The 15774-nt window shown below is 28.8% G+C and carries 20 protein-coding genes and 1 pseudogene; 7 read left to right on the forward strand and 14 right to left on the reverse strand.

Annotated features, from left to right (window positions below; genetic code table 11):
• Positions 1-100 precede the first annotated feature (100 nt).
• A complete protein-coding gene (locus K0040_RS02435) occupies positions 101-724 on the forward strand; it encodes a hypothetical protein (RefSeq protein ID WP_228107384.1) in 624 nt (207 codons plus the stop codon).
• A gap of 150 nt (positions 725-874) precedes the next feature.
• Here K0040_RS02435 and K0040_RS02440 read toward each other — a convergent pair whose 3' ends face one another.
• The 5 genes and pseudogenes from K0040_RS02440 to K0040_RS02460 form a co-directional block, all read right to left on the reverse strand.
• The gene (locus K0040_RS02440) at positions 875-1729 is read right to left on the reverse strand and encodes a GNAT family N-acetyltransferase (protein ID WP_228107385.1); all 855 of its coding nucleotides are present in this window, start codon (positions 1727-1729) and stop codon (positions 875-877) included.
• A gap of 156 nt (positions 1730-1885) precedes the next feature.
• Positions 1886-2038: pseudogene (locus K0040_RS02445) on the reverse strand (IS1595 family transposase); the annotation flags it as partial.
• Positions 2039-2078: 40 nt separating this feature from the next.
• Entirely contained in the window at positions 2079-2288 is a 210-nt protein-coding gene (locus K0040_RS02450; protein WP_228107386.1) for a helix-turn-helix transcriptional regulator, read from the reverse strand.
• A 1-nt stretch (position 2289) separates the two neighbouring features.
• Positions 2290-2625 (reverse strand): DUF6442 family protein, encoded by a 336-nt coding sequence (locus tag K0040_RS02455; protein ID WP_228107387.1) that lies wholly within the window; start codon positions 2623-2625, stop codon positions 2290-2292.
• A gap of 206 nt (positions 2626-2831) precedes the next feature.
• On the reverse strand, positions 2832-4472 hold the full coding sequence (locus tag K0040_RS02460; protein WP_228107388.1) for an LTA synthase family protein: 1641 nt from the start codon (positions 4470-4472) through the stop codon (positions 2832-2834).
• A 338-nt stretch (positions 4473-4810) separates the two neighbouring features.
• Between K0040_RS02460 and K0040_RS02465 the strand changes: the two genes are divergently transcribed.
• The 3 genes from K0040_RS02465 to K0040_RS21245 all read left to right on the forward strand — a co-directional run bounded on the left by K0040_RS02465 (position 4811) and on the right by K0040_RS21245 (position 5535).
• The gene (locus K0040_RS02465; RefSeq protein ID WP_228107389.1) at positions 4811-5032 is read left to right on the forward strand and encodes a DUF1659 domain-containing protein; all 222 of its coding nucleotides are present in this window, start codon (positions 4811-4813) and stop codon (positions 5030-5032) included.
• A 116-nt stretch (positions 5033-5148) separates the two neighbouring features.
• Positions 5149-5373: a DUF2922 domain-containing protein gene (locus K0040_RS02470; RefSeq protein ID WP_228107390.1), complete on the forward strand. Its 225-nt coding sequence runs from the start codon at positions 5149-5151 to the stop codon at positions 5371-5373.
• Positions 5374-5388: 15 nt separating this feature from the next.
• Positions 5389-5535 carry a YvrJ family protein gene (locus tag K0040_RS21245; protein ID WP_074916128.1) on the forward strand — a complete coding sequence of 49 codons (147 nt, stop codon included), beginning with the start codon at positions 5389-5391 and terminating at the stop codon, positions 5533-5535.
• Between the two features lie 61 nt (positions 5536-5596).
• On the opposite strand, the gene K0040_RS02480 is transcribed toward K0040_RS21245, so the two are convergent.
• Positions 5597-6760, reverse strand: coding sequence for an aminotransferase class V-fold PLP-dependent enzyme (locus tag K0040_RS02480; RefSeq protein ID WP_228107391.1), 1164 nt, complete (start codon positions 6758-6760; stop codon positions 5597-5599).
• Between the two features lie 189 nt (positions 6761-6949).
• Between K0040_RS02480 and yedE the strand changes: the two genes are divergently transcribed.
• From yedE to K0040_RS02495, 3 genes are read left to right on the forward strand one after another with little or no spacing between them, the layout of a single operon-like run.
• A complete protein-coding gene (yedE, locus tag K0040_RS02485) occupies positions 6950-8035 on the forward strand; it encodes a YedE family putative selenium transporter (protein ID WP_074916124.1) in 1086 nt (361 codons plus the stop codon).
• Complete coding sequence (locus tag K0040_RS02490) at positions 8019-8240, forward strand: sulfurtransferase TusA family protein (RefSeq protein ID WP_074916122.1); 222 nt, start codon at positions 8019-8021, stop codon at positions 8238-8240. Before yedE ends, K0040_RS02490 begins: the two co-directional genes overlap by 17 nt.
• A gap of 1 nt (position 8241) precedes the next feature.
• Entirely contained in the window at positions 8242-8484 is a 243-nt protein-coding gene (locus K0040_RS02495) for a putative Se/S carrier protein (RefSeq protein ID WP_148556557.1), read from the forward strand.
• Positions 8485-8588: 104 nt separating this feature from the next.
• Here the strand turns inward: K0040_RS02495 and K0040_RS02500 are convergent, their stop codons facing one another.
• The 8 genes from K0040_RS02500 to K0040_RS02535 all read right to left on the reverse strand — a co-directional run bounded on the left by K0040_RS02500 (position 8589) and on the right by K0040_RS02535 (position 15476).
• A complete protein-coding gene (locus K0040_RS02500) occupies positions 8589-8936 on the reverse strand; it encodes a hypothetical protein (RefSeq protein WP_228107392.1) in 348 nt (115 codons plus the stop codon).
• A 455-nt stretch (positions 8937-9391) separates the two neighbouring features.
• Entirely contained in the window at positions 9392-9640 is a 249-nt protein-coding gene (locus tag K0040_RS02505) for a Mor transcription activator family protein (protein ID WP_228107393.1), read from the reverse strand.
• Positions 9641-9685: 45 nt separating this feature from the next.
• Positions 9686-10441: an ATP-binding protein gene (locus K0040_RS02510; RefSeq protein WP_228107394.1), complete on the reverse strand. Its 756-nt coding sequence runs from the start codon at positions 10439-10441 to the stop codon at positions 9686-9688.
• Between the two features lie 10 nt (positions 10442-10451).
• The gene (locus K0040_RS02515; RefSeq protein WP_228107395.1) at positions 10452-11429 is read right to left on the reverse strand and encodes a phage replisome organizer N-terminal domain-containing protein; all 978 of its coding nucleotides are present in this window, start codon (positions 11427-11429) and stop codon (positions 10452-10454) included.
• A 10-nt stretch (positions 11430-11439) separates the two neighbouring features.
• Positions 11440-12207, reverse strand: coding sequence for an antA/AntB antirepressor family protein (locus tag K0040_RS02520; RefSeq protein ID WP_228107396.1), 768 nt, complete (start codon positions 12205-12207; stop codon positions 11440-11442).
• Between the two features lie 301 nt (positions 12208-12508).
• Positions 12509-13177 carry a helix-turn-helix domain-containing protein gene (locus K0040_RS02525; protein ID WP_228107397.1) on the reverse strand — a complete coding sequence of 223 codons (669 nt, stop codon included), beginning with the start codon at positions 13175-13177 and terminating at the stop codon, positions 12509-12511.
• A 283-nt stretch (positions 13178-13460) separates the two neighbouring features.
• The gene (locus K0040_RS02530; protein WP_228107398.1) at positions 13461-14885 is read right to left on the reverse strand and encodes a sulfurtransferase; all 1425 of its coding nucleotides are present in this window, start codon (positions 14883-14885) and stop codon (positions 13461-13463) included.
• A gap of 237 nt (positions 14886-15122) precedes the next feature.
• Positions 15123-15476 (reverse strand): CPBP family intramembrane glutamic endopeptidase, encoded by a 354-nt coding sequence (locus K0040_RS02535; protein WP_228107399.1) that lies wholly within the window; start codon positions 15474-15476, stop codon positions 15123-15125.
• Positions 15477-15774: the final 298 nt, after the last annotated feature.

The following is a 15774-nucleotide window of genomic DNA, read 5'->3' on the forward strand; positions in this document are numbered from 1 at the left end:
ATTTATTTTATGAGATTTTATTAAAGATAAATTTTTATATGTCGTACATTTATATTGAATTATATTTAGAAAGTATTTATTAAATAATGGGGGTGAATATATGAATATTTTAAATATAAATAGTGGTAATACTCTGTTAAAAGGTTACAACTGTAGTTCTTTAAAAAAAATACAAACTAATGGTGTTAACAATAAAAACATAGATATATCATCAAAAGAATTACATGTTATTAGTAAAGGTAAACATTTAGCTAGAGAAAACTTAGACGCTACATACAATTCAAGTATAAATAAAAAACTCCAAGAGTCTTTGGAGCATAAATTATCTCAACTTAGCGAAATAAAAGGCATGATTGAAAATAAAGATAACAAAAATGAAGCATTACTTAGTGAAGGACAGCTTACTCTTGAAGATATAGACAAAAAAATATCTGAAACTCATATTGAATTAAAGGCCACTAGAAAGTTAGCTAAAGAATTTAGTCAACAGTCAGAAATAATTGATGACAAAATATCTATGTATAAAAAAACATATGGTAATGATATGTACAAAATTGCGGAAAAAGAAGTAATTTTAAAAAAAGTCTATGATCTTCGTAACAATCCATTAGTCAAAGAGTTAAAGAATACTTTTAATGAAGTTATAGAACTTGAATCACAATTAAAAGATAAATTAAATAAAGATAAACCAGAAGATAAAAAAGAAACATATATTACAATTTAAGAATTGGCTATGTTATCTTTCTTCGTGATAAATAAGGCACAAAAAATAACCACAGCTTAGCATTGTCAATGTGTTGGATTCTAAGATGTAGTTATTTTTATAGATTACTTTAAACTGTTCGTACTTTATTAAAAGTACGAATTAGATTTACTATAATTCAAAAACCATTTCATATTGCTTCAGCATTACTTTAAATCCTAATTCAAGCAGGAAATTCTTCAGAGAAGTACACTGACTATCTACATTAACAACACTAATATTATGTGATTGTGTACTTAGTAATAGTTGTGCAAATATGCTAGTTCCAATCCCTCTACCTCTATATTTTTTATCTACTGCTATTTGTGGAATATCTCCTGTTTTTTTATCAATGATTCCATATCCAACAATAACATCATTAATTCTTACAATAGAATATATAAATGTATCTGACACAGTATTAATTGAGTCAATTGAATTCTGCCATGACGGTTTAAAATCCCAAAACTTTGTTAATTGTATCCAATCATTTTCATTAATTGAATTAATATATTCAACTTCATATGTTGGTGTATAAGTGAATAATTTTTTATCTAAATTAAAACATTCATACTCTCTTGAAACTTTAAAACCTTGTTTTTCATATAGGTGAATTGCAGGTGTGTTTGATTGAATTACTTCAAGTAAATATTGTTTGACTTCCATTTCTTTCAGAGATTGCAAAGCATTTAAAAACATCTTACTTGATATACCCTTATTTCTATATTCCTTTATAACTCCAGTTCCCGTATCATAAGCAGTTAGCTTCTCATCCCATTGTCTAATTGCATTTAATAAGAATCCAACTAACATATCATCATCAGATGCACATATTGAAGCTTTTGGAACATAACCTCTTCTTTGAATACTTTGACGTAGCTGTGAAATAGGCATATCTAGTTTTACTTCATAATCTGAAAAAGCTTCTACGAATGTACTATGTAATTTTTCAATATCTATATTTTCAAGTGTACTATAATTAATCATTAATAACCTCTCCTAATTGATAAATTTTATATTTTTCGTACTATATTAACATTTGCGAATTTTACTTTATTATATATAATGTTAATTTACCTTCAAATAGTAAAATGATTTCATTAGTTTAAAGTATAGTATAAATTTAAAGTATAGTATATTATTTTAAGTTAGTTCAATAAGTCTACTTCTAATAGTAGCTCTCGTTATAAGTGTTTCTTTAGTAGCAACATTCACTAGCATATCTTTGATTGTATCAGTATTTTTATTCTTCTTGCTTAATTGAAGAAATTTAAACCAAGCTAAATAGCCTTTTAGATTCATTCTAGATGGAATAGATTTTTAAACACTAGTACACTTAATCAAAATAAAATATATCCTCAAACTTTTTATCTAAGGCAATACATAAAATTAAAGCCAACTTTGCTGTTGGATTGAATTGGCCTGTCTCAATTGAACTTATGGTATTTCTTGAAACTCCAATAAGCTGGGCTAGCTCTCTTTGAGATAATCCCTTTTCTTTTCTAATTTTTTTTAAGTTATTATGTAAGATTAGTGGAGTTTCCATATTATATCACCTCAAACAGAGTTAAAATTTTTATTACAGCTGCAAAACCTATTATTATACTTAAAATTAAATATATCTTTTTTTCTCTATTATAAAAATATTCTGTTGCACCTTTGCTCCCTATTCCTATTATAAGTACAAGTACAAAGTAATCTATATTAATGTCCATGTATCCCATAAAATGTTTTAATATAAAAGCAATTATTGTTAGCAATCCAAATATGCCAAGGGTTACATTAAAAGCATAACTTTCGCTACGTTCTTGAATTTTTAATTCCATTTCATCACCATTTTTATTTTCTTCACGACTTTTCATAAGTATATCTTCTTTTTTCATTTTAATACATCCTTTCTGCCAAGTTTTCTTATCAAAATTGTAACACTCGCCAAGTTTTCTTGTCAACAAATTGTTTTTTAATAAATCCTCAAACTGGTTCTAAAATTTCACCTTAAAGATTAGCAAAGATAATGCCATTAGAATCTAAATAAATGGATTTTAATGGCATTAACTTTGCTTAAATATATTTGAATGTTGTTTTAAGATTATTTATATGTTACTAAATCATTACTAAAAGTACTGTTCTTCTTATCATTAATAAATTCATCATTAAATAAATCGCTATTATCTCCCAGTCCGCTATTTACACTGTCAATTCCTTGCTCTTCAATAATAGTATTCTTGTTTGAATATAAATTAGTTCCAAGACCTAATCTATCTCCTTCAATCTCCACTCCTAAAGTAGAAAGAATTGTAGGAAACATATCAAATGGTGCGAATTGTCTATTCGCTACATTGTCAGTAGTTACAGGAGCATTTAGTATTAAATTTACTATAGTTCTTTCATAATTTGGATCAAAGTCCTTAAAGAATTTTTTGTCCATACTTGGATGGTCCCCAGTTATAACTATTGTAGTATTTTCATAAAATGGCTGTTTTTGAATCCATTTTACAAAATTAACTGCTTCTTTTGTAGAGTAAGAAATAACATTGGCATATTGAGAATCATGTTTATTCTCAGCTTTTTCTGATAAATAACCATCAGGGAAATGGGTATCTGCTGTTTCCATTGTAAAATTAAATGGTTTGTTATCCTTAGAAAGTCTAGTTATCTCATCCTTTGCATATTCATAAAGTTTGTCATCTTCAAATCCCCACCATACATTGTAATCTTTAGGTATTAAGTTTTTTTCCTTTGCCGCTTTATAATCAAATATATTAAATTTGCCATGGGTTGTAAAATAAGTTGTCAGTCCTCCAAAATCTGCATCTGCTCCAAACATTATTGTTTGATTGTAGCCTTGTGCCTGTAAAATATCTCCTATGCCAACAGCTCCAGGCAAGAAACTACCATCTTTTCCATAAGAGTTACGTCTCATAGGAATTTTTAATGGAAGTCCTGTGTCCATATTTATCATGGCTGCCACTGACCACTCAGAAGCATATGTAGTATGAGGCCCACCAAACTTGTCCGTATTAGAGAATGATAAACCTTCTTTGTAAAGCTTTGTTAGTTCTGGCATTAAATTCACATCCATATATCCGCCCAATTCTTTAGTTAAATACGAATTTTCCACTGATTCTAAATAAATATGAACTAAATTTCTCTTTTTATTTGGGAAAGTCATCTTCACATCTCTAGGATTCACGTAATTATCAGCTAGATATGTGGATGATGATAAATAAGCTTTGGCAATCTTTTGCAGTTGTAATTTATTAATACCAAAAGTTGCTCCACCTATCATAGTAACAATTGATAAAAGTATAGATATAATTCTCACTCTTTTTTTATTCAAAATAGTTTTCTTTTCATTATTTTTATTAATCAGGAAAACATTATATTTCCAATTAATAACAATTAAAAATGGTATGGTACAAATAACAATACTTAACACTGGTGATTTAAGTATTTCCTCTGTCATGCCAAATTCAGTTCCTTTAAGTGGTGCTTTTAAATTAAACAAAAGTTGCTCTGGTGTTATTTTCCCAAAGAATTCCACATACCATGTTGAGAAAAATGCAAAAACAAGTCCTAATACAAAACCTAATACTAATAAGGTTTTCACTATGTAATCTCTTTTCCTAGATTTATCCTTATCTCTTACAAAGATGAGTTTTCCTTTTGCAATCATTCCTATTATTATGATAATTATTATGCATATTATCAATTTGCTTAAAAATCTCATAAATACCTCCTATATGTAAATATCATCCAAATTGTCTCCAATTATATATAATATAGTATTTTGTATATTTATGTACTATTTAATTTAAATAATTACAAAATCTTAAAAAAATATAAAAAATTTAAGTACTTAATACTAGGACTTTTATTACATAGCATGCCAAAATTCACTTACAAATTAAGTTACAAAAGTTGTATCTAACTATAATATAAATCCTTCTTATATTATATAAGTGGAAAGTGAGCTCACTAAAATTCGCAAGGCTCATATCGCCAACGATATATCCTTGCTAGCGCTTCGGATAAATCCGTTGCTAAAAAATTTAAGGAGGTAATAATATGGCAGTTGTTTCAACACCCAATGCGTCATCTATAAAGGTTAAATTTGATCATGGTACAGATTTAAATGGAGACAGAATAGTAAAAACTAAGACTTTTTCCAGTATAAAATCAGGTGCTTCAAATGAGGATATTATGGCTGTAGTAAATGCTCTAGCAGCTATGCAAAAACACACTTTAGCTGGTACAAACAGAGTGGATAACTCTTCTTTATCAGAGTAGTAAAATTCCCTTTGCTCAATACACTGCGTGGGCGCTACACTTCATAGGGCCAACGAGTTACCTTCATTATCATTTCAGGTAACTCCGTTACTTTAAAAAATTTAGGAGGTTAAAATATGAATGAGAAAAAACTTGTAATGACGTTTAAAAATACTTTAGGAAATAGCTTTTCTGTTGCTGTTGAAGATCCAAGGGAAGACCTTGGTGAACAGGAAATAATAGATGCTATGAACTTAATAAAGGATAAAAATATCTTCCAGCCAAAAGGTTATGACATAGTAACTTGTGTATCTGCTAAAGTGGTTGATTCTACAACTACTGAGTACGATTTGGAAGTATAGGCTGAGGTGATATATATGGATAATATTCAATCTATCATTGCAAATCTTGGTTTTCCCATTGCAATTTCACTTTATTTGTTGGTGAGAATTGAAGGAAAGATGCAAGGTTTAACAGATAGTATAAATGAGCTATCCAACAATATTATTAAAATGAATAGATAAAGTAAATATAGACTAATACCAATGGGGTACACATTTTTGTGTACCCCATGTTTTTGTATTATTATATCTGACTTTTACTACTTATTATATTTCTTATTGACTCAAGTACATAGTCAATATCTTCTACTATATTAAAATGTCCAAAACTAAATCTTACTGTACCATTTGGAAAAGTTCCTAGAGTTTTGTGAGCAGATGGAGCACAGTGAAGACCACTTCTTGTTTGAATATTATAAGTCTTGTCCAACTGATGACAGACTATGCCGTTGTCCAAATCTTTAAAATCAAGACTAACTACAGCAGTTCTGTTTTCTGTATGTTTTTTACCTACTAATAAACTTTCATCTATAGATAAAATACCATCTATAAATCTTTTTGTTAAACACATTTCTTTTTCATATATATTTTTAGTTCCTACTTCTTTTAAGTATTTTAAAGATGCATTTAGACCGTATATTCCAGGAATATTGGCAGTTCCACTTTCGTATTTGTCTGGCATATATGTAGGTTGAATTTCTTCTTCTGACAAACTTCCTGTCCCACCTTCAATAAGAGAATCTACTAAAGGTACAATTTCATCTCTAATCAAAAACCCACCTATTCCTTGTGGGCCAAGAAGACCTTTGTGACCAGTAAAACATAGTATATCAATGTTGCTTTTTTTCATACTTATATCTACTATTCCAGCAGTTTGAGCGCTATCCACAATAAAGATTATATTATTATCTTTACAAATTTGACCAATCTCATTTATGGGAAGCAAAGTTCCACAAACGTTAGATCCGTGAGTCATAACTACTGCCTTTGTTTTTTGGGTTATAGATGACTGAATATCTTTTATGTTTATTTCACCTAAAGAGTTGCAAGGAACTTTAGTAATTGTCACACCTTTTTTTCCTAGCGAGCTTAAAGGTCTCATAACAGCATTGTGTTCCATGGATGATACTATAACGTTATCCCCCGGGCAAAGTAGTCCCTTTAGTACCATATTTAAACTAGCTGTAATATTAGCAGTTATTATTGCATTTTCAGCTTTGTCAAAATCAAATAATTCACATAATAGTTCTCGAGTTTCGTAGACTATGTTCTCTGCCTCATATGAAGATGAATAAGCCCCTCGATTTACGTTACAACCAATATTATTTATATAATTAATCATGGAGTCACCAACTAAAGGCGCTTTTGGATAAGATGTAGCTCCATTATCACAATAAATTTTTCTCATTAATACCCTCCTATTATTATCTCTCAAATTTAATATAGCACTCTTTATATATAAAATGCCTATAGTTTTTTCCTATAATTACCACACTTATATTGAATCTTTGCATACTGCTTCTAAACCATTTATTTCCTATTCTATTGTGATACCATATTAATTGAAATAATTATTGTAATTTTAGGAGGGTAGTATATGAAAGAAAAAAGAAATATTATTATTGGGGGAGCTATTATAGGTTTATTAGCTGTAGTTTCTGTGCTCTTAGGCAATCCAAAGAACATGGGTATTTGTATAGCATGTTTCATAAGGGATATATCCGGTTCACTAGGACTACATAGTGCAGGAATAGTACAATATGCAAGACCAGAAATAATGGGGATGATACTGGGAGCATTTATAATAGCTGTTACTAAAAAAGAATTTGCATCTCGTGGAGGGTCTTCACCTTTTATTAGATTTTGCTTAGGATTTATGATAATGATTGGGGCACTAATGTTTTTAGGTTGTCCTACAAGAATGGTACTAAGATTAGCTGGCGGTGATTTCAATGCTATATTTGGTATAGCTGGGTTTGCTGTAGGTATAGTTATAGGAATAGTATTTTTAAATAGGGGATTCTCATTAAAGCGAAATTATAAACAAACTAAGGGGGAAGGATATATTCTTCCAATTATAAATGTGGTTTTATTTGTAATGTTAATCACATCTTCTACATTATTAATATTCTCAAAAGAGGGACCAGGTTCACAACATGCACCAGCCTTTGTAGCACTAGGTATAGGTCTTGCAGTTGGTATCATATGCCAAAGAACTAGACTTTGCATGGTTGGTGGAATAAGAGACTTAATATTATTTAAAGATTCTTATTTAATACTTGGATTTTTAGCAATGCTAGTAGCAGCTTTTGTTGGAAATCTTGTATTTGGATTATTCACACCAGGATTTACCCAACAACCAGTTGCTCACAATGATGGATTATGGAATTTCTTAGGTATGATAGTTGTTGGATGGGGGTCAATTCTTCTAGGTGGCTGTCCTATGAGACAATTAGTATTAGCTGGAGAAGGAAATATTGATTCTGTTGTTACAATCCTTGGACTGTTAGTAGGTGGCGCATTTGCTCACAACTTCAAACTGGCAGCATCTCCAAAAGGTCCAACTCCAAATGGACAAATAGCAGTTATAATATGTTTTGTTGTTCTTGGATTAATATCATACTTTAGTTCAGAAATAGGAAAAGCGAAGGTAAAAGAGAAAGGAGATGTTAAAGTTGGCTAAAAAAGTAGATGCAAGAGGATATTCTTGTCCTCAACCAGTTCTTATAACAAAAAAAGCATTGGAAGAAAATGTTCATGGTGTTGAAGTATTAGTTGATAATAACACAGCTTGTATGAATGTAAAAAGATATATGGAAAACGCTGGCTACAATGTAAGTATAGAAAAAATAGAAGATGATGATTTTCTAGTAACAGGTACAAAATAAAATGAAGTACTTTACTACATTTTTTACTCATTCTGGAGCAATTAAGTTTTCTAGATTGCTTAATAGAAAAAACATTTCAAACGAAACTTCGCCAGTTCCTAGAAAAATAAGTTCCAATTGTGGCATAGGAGTAAGCTTTACATATGATGATCTTGTTGAAGCATTGTACACAGAAGATATGGAAAGAATTTATCATGTTTTAAATGATAAATATAGTCTATATAAAGATTTTGATGAGTCTTAAAATAAACTTTAGATAGTAATGTTGTAAATCAGGTAGATAAATCTTATCTACCTAATTTTATGATATTTACAATTTAAAGTCCTGTTTCATGCCTCAATATACATTTAAATATCATTCAATAAATTTATGAATTTTTCATATAGTCTATTATTTATTTTTAGCAGACTTTTTTTACCGTCCTTAAACTCTAGACTAACAATATGGTAAGATATATACATATTTGATGTAAATATTGCGAGAATCCCTACAGGTCCCGCTAAGCATATAGCTATAACTAACCTAGCAATTATATCCAAAATATTTCTTTTATGAATTGTATGTATTAATTTATATTCTTCTATTATATCATTGGAAATATCTAGATTTAAATTTTCCTTTTCTAATGTTAATTTCCCCTTGTCATATTTAATCAAGCAATTTTTATAATCTCCATCAATAACCGTGTTTTTCATAACCTTAACTCCTCCATGCAATCTATTTTATATATATTCATATTATAATATTTACTTGTACAAATGTTGCTGAAAATAGGTACAAAAGAACCTATAAGGCTTTTGTTTTATTTTTTACCATAAAAATACAGCCTCCTACAATAGTTAAATATTATATGAGGCTGTTGAGTTTTGTTATTTACAAATTTTTTCACATACTCAAAATAGTAGTTTATTACTTTTTATTATTTTTATAATTCCTTACACCAAAATAACCAATTACAATAACTACTACAACTACAAAATAAATCCAAGGAAAAGTTTCAATACCCACTCTTCCACCCCCTTTTTATATGTAATGTACATGAAAATCAAATAATATATATTATCTAATTCATAGTATATTATACCATATTATTCCAATAATATGACAGTTCCCCAGCTTTAATATGCTTGTTTTAGTATTTGAATAGGAATTATTTGCCCGCTAATCTTTTTAATTGTAGCTCTGTCATTCCATATTTCATTCTAAGTTGGTTAATATTTTTGCCGTTATATGTTCTTGCAATTTCTCTGTTTCTCTCTCCCATAGTTACTCTGTGATAAACTGGTATGTACACATTAGTTCCTCCATAAAGTTTACTTAGTTTCAAAAAATTTCCCATTCCTATGATTTCCACCATTGCGTGTAAGTTATAAGGTATATCATCTATTAAAACATCCATAATTTCTCCTCCTTTTTTATTAAAATATATTTAAATTATTTTCTACTAGGCATTATATGAGTTTATATAGTTTTTTAATCTGTAGTTATTACTTGCTTCACTAAAGGTTATAATATTGTCTTTTGCCATTTCCACAAGTCTACTTCCCACAGCTTCGTCCCAGCTTATTATTTCATCTATAGTTTTTTCTGTTGAAATAATTAAGGGCATATTTTTTAAATATCTACTGTTGATGATTCTATAAATATAGTTAAGATCTGCTGCTGTGATTTTCCCCTTCAAAAAATCGTCTATAAAAAGCACTCTAGGGTTTAGGTACTTGTTCATTTCTCTTATGAAGTTTTCCTCGTCTGTTACACATTGTTTAAGGTTCATAATCATGGAGTTGTACTCCACATAGCGACAGCCAACATTTTGGTCTATTAAATTGAGCATGGCAGCTATTCCTAGATGTGTCTTTCCTGATCCAGGACGACCACAAATTAAAAGAGATGAATTATTATCTGTAAAGTCATTGCAAAACTTAAGTGCCCTATGCCTTGCTTTAATTTGATATTTTTTTGCACAATTAAAAGAGCTAAAGGTTTTTTCCTTAAAAGCTTCACTTAGACCGCACTTCTCCAATTTTTCTAGTGACTGTTTTTTTGCTAAACATTCGCAAGGTATGGCAACTTCACAGTTATGGCTGTTTTTCTCAAATACATACCCAAAATCTCTGCATTTTTTACAGTCATAATTATCTTCCTCAGTTTTGCAGTTTTCCATTAGTTTTTTCATTCTTTCAAGTAGTTTTCCATCCATCTGCTCCCCCCTACACTACTCCAAGCTTAGCTTCAAGCTCTTTCATTTCTTTTAACAAATCCTTGTCAATTTCTTCGTCATAATCCTCATGATTTTTTATGGAAATTTTCTTGTTTTTAGGCCCACTTACCCTATTTTCTTTATTCAAAAGCTCCATTTCCTTAGCTTTGTACTGATCTAGAGTAAATATCTTGTCATTTGTCCATTTTTTGATTATGCCTTTTAGGTATGACGGAGTTACAACAGACTTATCAATGCATATTTCTATGGCCTTGTTAAAAAGGTCTGCCTCAATTTGTTGTGATATTTCCATAAACCAGTCCCTATTTGCAGGATAAATAGGCCCTATGTTTGACTCATAAAGTTTTGTGATTTTGCTTAAGTTTTTATCACCATTTTTTATTTTTTTAGTTTTGTCACTTAAATAAGTCACACATGCTTTTTCTTTGTTTATATATTTATCTTTCTCTTTCTCTATATCTATATCTTTCTCTTTCTCTTTCTCTATATCTATATCTTTCTCTTTCTCTAGCGTTTCATTTTTGTTACCATGTGTTTCATCTGCGTTACATAGCGTTTCATTTTTGTTACTGTGTGTTTCATTTTCTTCTATTATATTATCTTTTTTATTTTCTCTATGTTTTCTAACACGTTTAGTAGTTTTATCTTCACTACCTGTCAGTTCAAAAGTCTCTAAAAGAACATATTCACTTTCACTTACACATTCTATAAGATTTTGTTTTTTTAGATATTCCAATGTTTCTTCTATTAACTTTGGATCTTCATCTATTTCCAGAGCTAAGTCTTTTGCAAAAGTATCTTCCACATATTCAAATATTAATTTGTTGTCATTTTCCAAAGATAAAGCAAGTAGCTCCAAATATATAAGCACCTTTTCATTTCCATTTTCACTTTGCTTTAACTTTTTCACTGATTTTTGTCTAAAAAAATTTCTTTGAACTTTTAACCAATAATATTTTTTTCCCATTTCATTCTCCTTAGTTTAATAGTTTTGTTTTCTCATTTCCAATCACATTATCATTATTAATTACATTTTCATCTATTAATAAAGCTTTAAATACTTCTCTTCCTTTTGAGTTAATCATAGTCTGTATTCCACTGTGGTTATGTTGTGTTGTATAAAATCTAAATGTAAAGTATTCCATGGCGTGGGCATAAGGTTTAAGATTGTCTGATGCATCTCTGTAACAATAGTTATTAAGAAGTAGCCAGCTTACAAACAAGTTTTCTCTAATACCTATTATCTTTGCTGTGTCTCTAAAGTTTGTAGACAAATCAATAGAGCTTATTTCACTTTTGTGTGTGGAAGTTTTTATAGTAGGATAAGTTTTCCTATTACTCTTTGTAAATGGTGATGTGTTTTGATTTTTCATTTTATTTTTTAGTTGTAGCAATCTGGCAATAAGAGCCTCTGGTGAGTTAAATTTCTTATCCATTTCAATAAAATGCTTTCTTGCTTGTCTTCCTCTTTCACTTCTTTGGATCATACAAATTTCCTTTGCCATGTCTATTTTCAATATATAATCTGTTTGATTTTGGATTCCTCCTGGGGTGTCACATTTTTGTGTAACCCTTTGATAATCTTCATTTTCTTCAAATCCGTATTCCAACATTCTAAGTATCCATACCTTATATCTTGTTTGGATATGAAGATATTTGTGCAAGTCTCTGGAGCTTATAACTACCTCCTCATTATCATTCATTGTTACTGGTACTAATTGTTGAATGTTGTGCATAGCTTCCATAATTCTTCCTCCTTAGTTTTTATAAATTTATTAATAAAATTATAGAGTAATTAATTGAACTGTTTATAAAATATATTTTTAGAAGTTATATTGAAAAATTCGCTTCGCTCATGTCGCCAACGAGATGCCTTCGTTATCACTTCAGGCAACTCCGTTGCTCAAAAACACATTTTTTACACTTTCTAAATGAGTTGACATAACTTCATCCCAGAGTTTATCAACAACGTAAATTCAACTATAATTTGTTAACATGTAAAAAACTGCCATACTAAAATTAATATGACAGTTTTTTGATGATATTTTAATTATTTGATTTTAGAATTGGCACACATAAATATATCTCTGATTTTACTTCAGAAATATAAACTTTTAATTCATTTATTTTATGATTTTCTAGTAAATCTTTTATTATGTAGCTCTTTATTTTATCTTTTGTTTGTAAATTTAGCTCTTTCAATAATGCTAAACTTCTTTTTTTAATCTTTTGTGCTTCTACATTATTTTTATCATTATTAAGTACTTTGTTACAACAATTAATAGATTTAAGATATCTTCCTGATTTTTTATAAAGAAATGCACATGTTAATAAGTAACTGCTATCATGTTCAAATATATTGCAAAATAATAAGTAAATTTTTAAAGATTCTTCATACTTTTCATTTTTCAATAAATCTTCTGCTTCTTGCAGTTTCTTATCTACTTTTGTTTTTAATTTAGATATTTTGTTTTTGTAAAGTTCCTTATATTCCCCCAGATGCTCAATTGATTTATCATTTACAGCATCCCTATATTCATCGTAAGACATTTCTACACCAAGATGTTTTAACACACTATCTAAAGTTTCTTTTTTTACTAGCTTTTTATAGTTTTCTATGATGTATATATTTGTTACGGAAACATTAGATCGGGCTGATAATGCCTCTTGGGAATAACCTATACTTATTCTTATTTCCTTCAAGTTTATCCACATAACTACCTTATCCACCCTTTTCATATAAAGTTTATTACAAATAAATTATAATTAATTTTCCTATAAATGTCTCGGTAGAAAACCGGTAGATTTATAAATTTGCTATTTTTTTACAGTATTTATTCCTAAATATGTATAAATAGTTTTTTTTACTAAAAAATGCCCCCTTCATGATAGCAGTTTATAATTTCAACTATTTATCATAAATGGAGCACTTTATAAGTCTATAGGGTTAATTTTTATATTTATTATTAAAACATATGTATTTTATAAAATTCCTTTATTAAAAAAATGAATTAGGTTCACTCTCAGGTGCATCTTCTGGTAGACCTGCTTCTTTTTTAGGAGAATCTTCTTTTAGGTGCCATTCATACCATCCACCATCATAAACACAAATATTTTTGTATCCCATAGATAAAGCGTAAAAATAAGTTTCACTAGCTCTCCACCCTGTTCCACAATGGAAAGATATATTTTTATCAGAAGTTATACCCCACTTGTCCCATCTTTGTTTTATAAGATTATAATTAAACATAGTGTCATCTATATTTCTATAATCTTCCATGTTGTATGGATCAGATCCTGCATATGCAAATCTGGCATTTTTTATTTCACCAGCATCTTTTATATAAGTATAACCACTTTTTTCACCCTTGTATTCTACAAAACTTCTAACTGAAGCTATAACAGAATTTTTTGTATCATTTACCATTTTAAGTTCTTCTTCATAATCTATTAAAATTCCTGGATTTTGAGGAACATCACTACCAAAATCTTTAACAGGCTTATATTCATTAACTTCACTTTCTAAAGGCATATTCATACTATTAATTAATTTTTTGCCACCATTTAGAAGCCTTACATCCTTAACCCCTGCATACTTCATAACTACACCAAGTCTAGCTGCTGCTGTTGTATTTAATCCATATACAACTACAGTAGTATCTTTAGTAATTCCCATTTCCTCCAATTTTTGTTTTATCCATTTATCCTTAGGTCTATTCCAATAACTAAATTTCTTTTCATCACTCATTTTATCATAGTTTGGAAGTATTCTTTCACCTTGTATATGATTTAAACTATCGTCAATTGTAATTGCAGATGGTATATGACCTTTATTGTAATCACCCTTATCTTTACCAAAAGCAATTTCTACCACCTTATATTCTCCACCTTTAAATGTATCTGGTTTTTTCCCATCAACCAAATCATATACCCATTGTGGATGAACTAATGTTTCATAATTTTTCATTTTTTCAACAGGTAATTTTTTTGATACATACTCATTAAATCCACCTGTTAGTATACTTAAATCCGTAAACCCAAGTTCTTTAAATTTATTATATATCTCTTTATCTACCTCATTGTTTGAATATATTACAGTTTTTTTGGACTTATCAATTTCTCTTCTTTTTAACTCTATGTCTATCTTAGAAGAATTACTTTCTATGTTTAACCAAGAAGCTGGAAAATCTATAGAGCCATCTATGTGTCCACCTGAACCTTCTTTATTATCCCAACCTATATATTGGTACTCTTCTCTTATGTCTATTACTTGTGTTTTTTTGTCAATTTCCTCGTTTAATTGTGATACCTTAATACTTTTAATATCATTATTATCTTCTTTGTCTGTGCTAGAACATGCAACCGTTATCATGGACATGCTTAATAATGAGATTACTATTAATACTTTTTTTACTATATTCACTACTTTCCCTCCTATTTTGTAAAATACTGCATTATTAATGCTATCACAGTAGTAATTCTACCTCAAATAGAATATTTCTATAAATTTCCATCTATTATAGATTTTTTATATAAGTTATGATTTTTACTATTTATAAGTTGCAAAATTGTTGCATACAAAAAAGGCATACACATTTTTGTGTATACCTTTTTTGTATGCAACAACCTTTACCTAAATTACAATTAATAATGTACATATCTAGTTTAAAAATATAATAACACCTAGGAAATTATTTAACATATGTAAAATAATATTGTATTTTATATCCTTTGTTTTAATATAAATATATGTGATTGATATTGAGCCTACTAATCTTGGAAGAGCACTTGATATTACTGATAAAATAATATTGTAATTAGAATAACCCCAATTCTCAGTGTGTAAAAGCATAAATAATATAATATTAGTTATTATTACCATATTTTTAACTACATTATTTTTCATGTCTAAATAATCAGATGCAATATTAAAATATACACCTCTAAAGATTAATTCCTCCATCAATGGACGAAATGTAAATGCACTTATTAATAATATATTACTAAGTTCCATATTAGGAGCATTTCCATATGGCATTTGCTCAGTAATGTGTGAACACAAATACCCCCATAACATACTCATTATTGGCAATGATAACGTTAATAATATATATTTTTTATTATAGTCAAGAAGACTCTTTATAGATATTTTCCTATAAGCATTTTCTAATATTCCATTATTATATGTAAATTGCAATATATATTTGTATAAAAAGAGGAAAATAATTATGTACAAAAAATATACTTTTAAGAATTACCTGAAGAAGAACTATCTAAATAATTAAGTTTAGACTTTAACCTATATGATGGAC

The sequence above is a fragment of the Terrisporobacter petrolearius genome, assembly GCF_020748185.1.
In the GTDB taxonomy this organism is placed as follows: Bacteria; Bacillota; Clostridia; order Peptostreptococcales; family Peptostreptococcaceae; genus Terrisporobacter; species Terrisporobacter petrolearius.

Excerpts from the sequence above, each read along its gene's own strand:
- K0040_RS02490 (WP_074916122.1), top strand. The coding sequence starts at position 8,019 with ATGTTAAAGTTGGCTAAAAAAGTAGATGCAAGAGGATATTCTTGTCCT.
- K0040_RS02495 (WP_148556557.1), top strand. The coding sequence starts at position 8,242 with ATGAAGTACTTTACTACATTTTTTACTCATTCTGGAGCAATTAAGTTT.
- K0040_RS02435 (WP_228107384.1), top strand. The coding sequence starts at position 101 with ATGAATATTTTAAATATAAATAGTGGTAATACTCTGTTAAAAGGTTAC.
- K0040_RS02440 (WP_228107385.1), bottom strand. The coding sequence starts at position 1,729 with ATGATTAATTATAGTACACTTGAAAATATAGATATTGAAAAATTACAT.
- K0040_RS21245 (WP_074916128.1), top strand. The coding sequence starts at position 5,389 with ATGGATAATATTCAATCTATCATTGCAAATCTTGGTTTTCCCATTGCA.
- K0040_RS02500 (WP_228107392.1), bottom strand. The coding sequence starts at position 8,936 with ATGAAAAACACGGTTATTGATGGAGATTATAAAAATTGCTTGATTAAA.
- K0040_RS02515 (WP_228107395.1), bottom strand. The coding sequence starts at position 11,429 with ATGGGAAAAAAATATTATTGGTTAAAAGTTCAAAGAAATTTTTTTAGA.
- K0040_RS02535 (WP_228107399.1), bottom strand. The coding sequence starts at position 15,476 with ATGGAACTTAGTAATATATTATTAATAAGTGCATTTACATTTCGTCCA.
- K0040_RS02455 (WP_228107387.1), bottom strand. The coding sequence starts at position 2,625 with ATGAAAAAAGAAGATATACTTATGAAAAGTCGTGAAGAAAATAAAAAT.
- K0040_RS02525 (WP_228107397.1), bottom strand. The coding sequence starts at position 13,177 with ATGTGGATAAACTTGAAGGAAATAAGAATAAGTATAGGTTATTCCCAA.
- K0040_RS02520 (WP_228107396.1), bottom strand. The coding sequence starts at position 12,207 with ATGGAAGCTATGCACAACATTCAACAATTAGTACCAGTAACAATGAAT.
- K0040_RS02480 (WP_228107391.1), bottom strand. The coding sequence starts at position 6,760 with ATGAGAAAAATTTATTGTGATAATGGAGCTACATCTTATCCAAAAGCG.
- K0040_RS02465 (WP_228107389.1), top strand. The coding sequence starts at position 4,811 with ATGGCAGTTGTTTCAACACCCAATGCGTCATCTATAAAGGTTAAATTT.
- K0040_RS02505 (WP_228107393.1), bottom strand. The coding sequence starts at position 9,640 with ATGGATGTTTTAATAGATGATATACCTTATAACTTACACGCAATGGTG.
- yedE (WP_074916124.1), top strand. The coding sequence starts at position 6,950 with ATGAAAGAAAAAAGAAATATTATTATTGGGGGAGCTATTATAGGTTTA.
- K0040_RS02510 (WP_228107394.1), bottom strand. The coding sequence starts at position 10,441 with ATGGATGGAAAACTACTTGAAAGAATGAAAAAACTAATGGAAAACTGC.
- K0040_RS02450 (WP_228107386.1), bottom strand. The coding sequence starts at position 2,288 with ATGGAAACTCCACTAATCTTACATAATAACTTAAAAAAAATTAGAAAA.
- K0040_RS02460 (WP_228107388.1), bottom strand. The coding sequence starts at position 4,472 with ATGAGATTTTTAAGCAAATTGATAATATGCATAATAATTATCATAATA.
- K0040_RS02470 (WP_228107390.1), top strand. The coding sequence starts at position 5,149 with ATGAATGAGAAAAAACTTGTAATGACGTTTAAAAATACTTTAGGAAAT.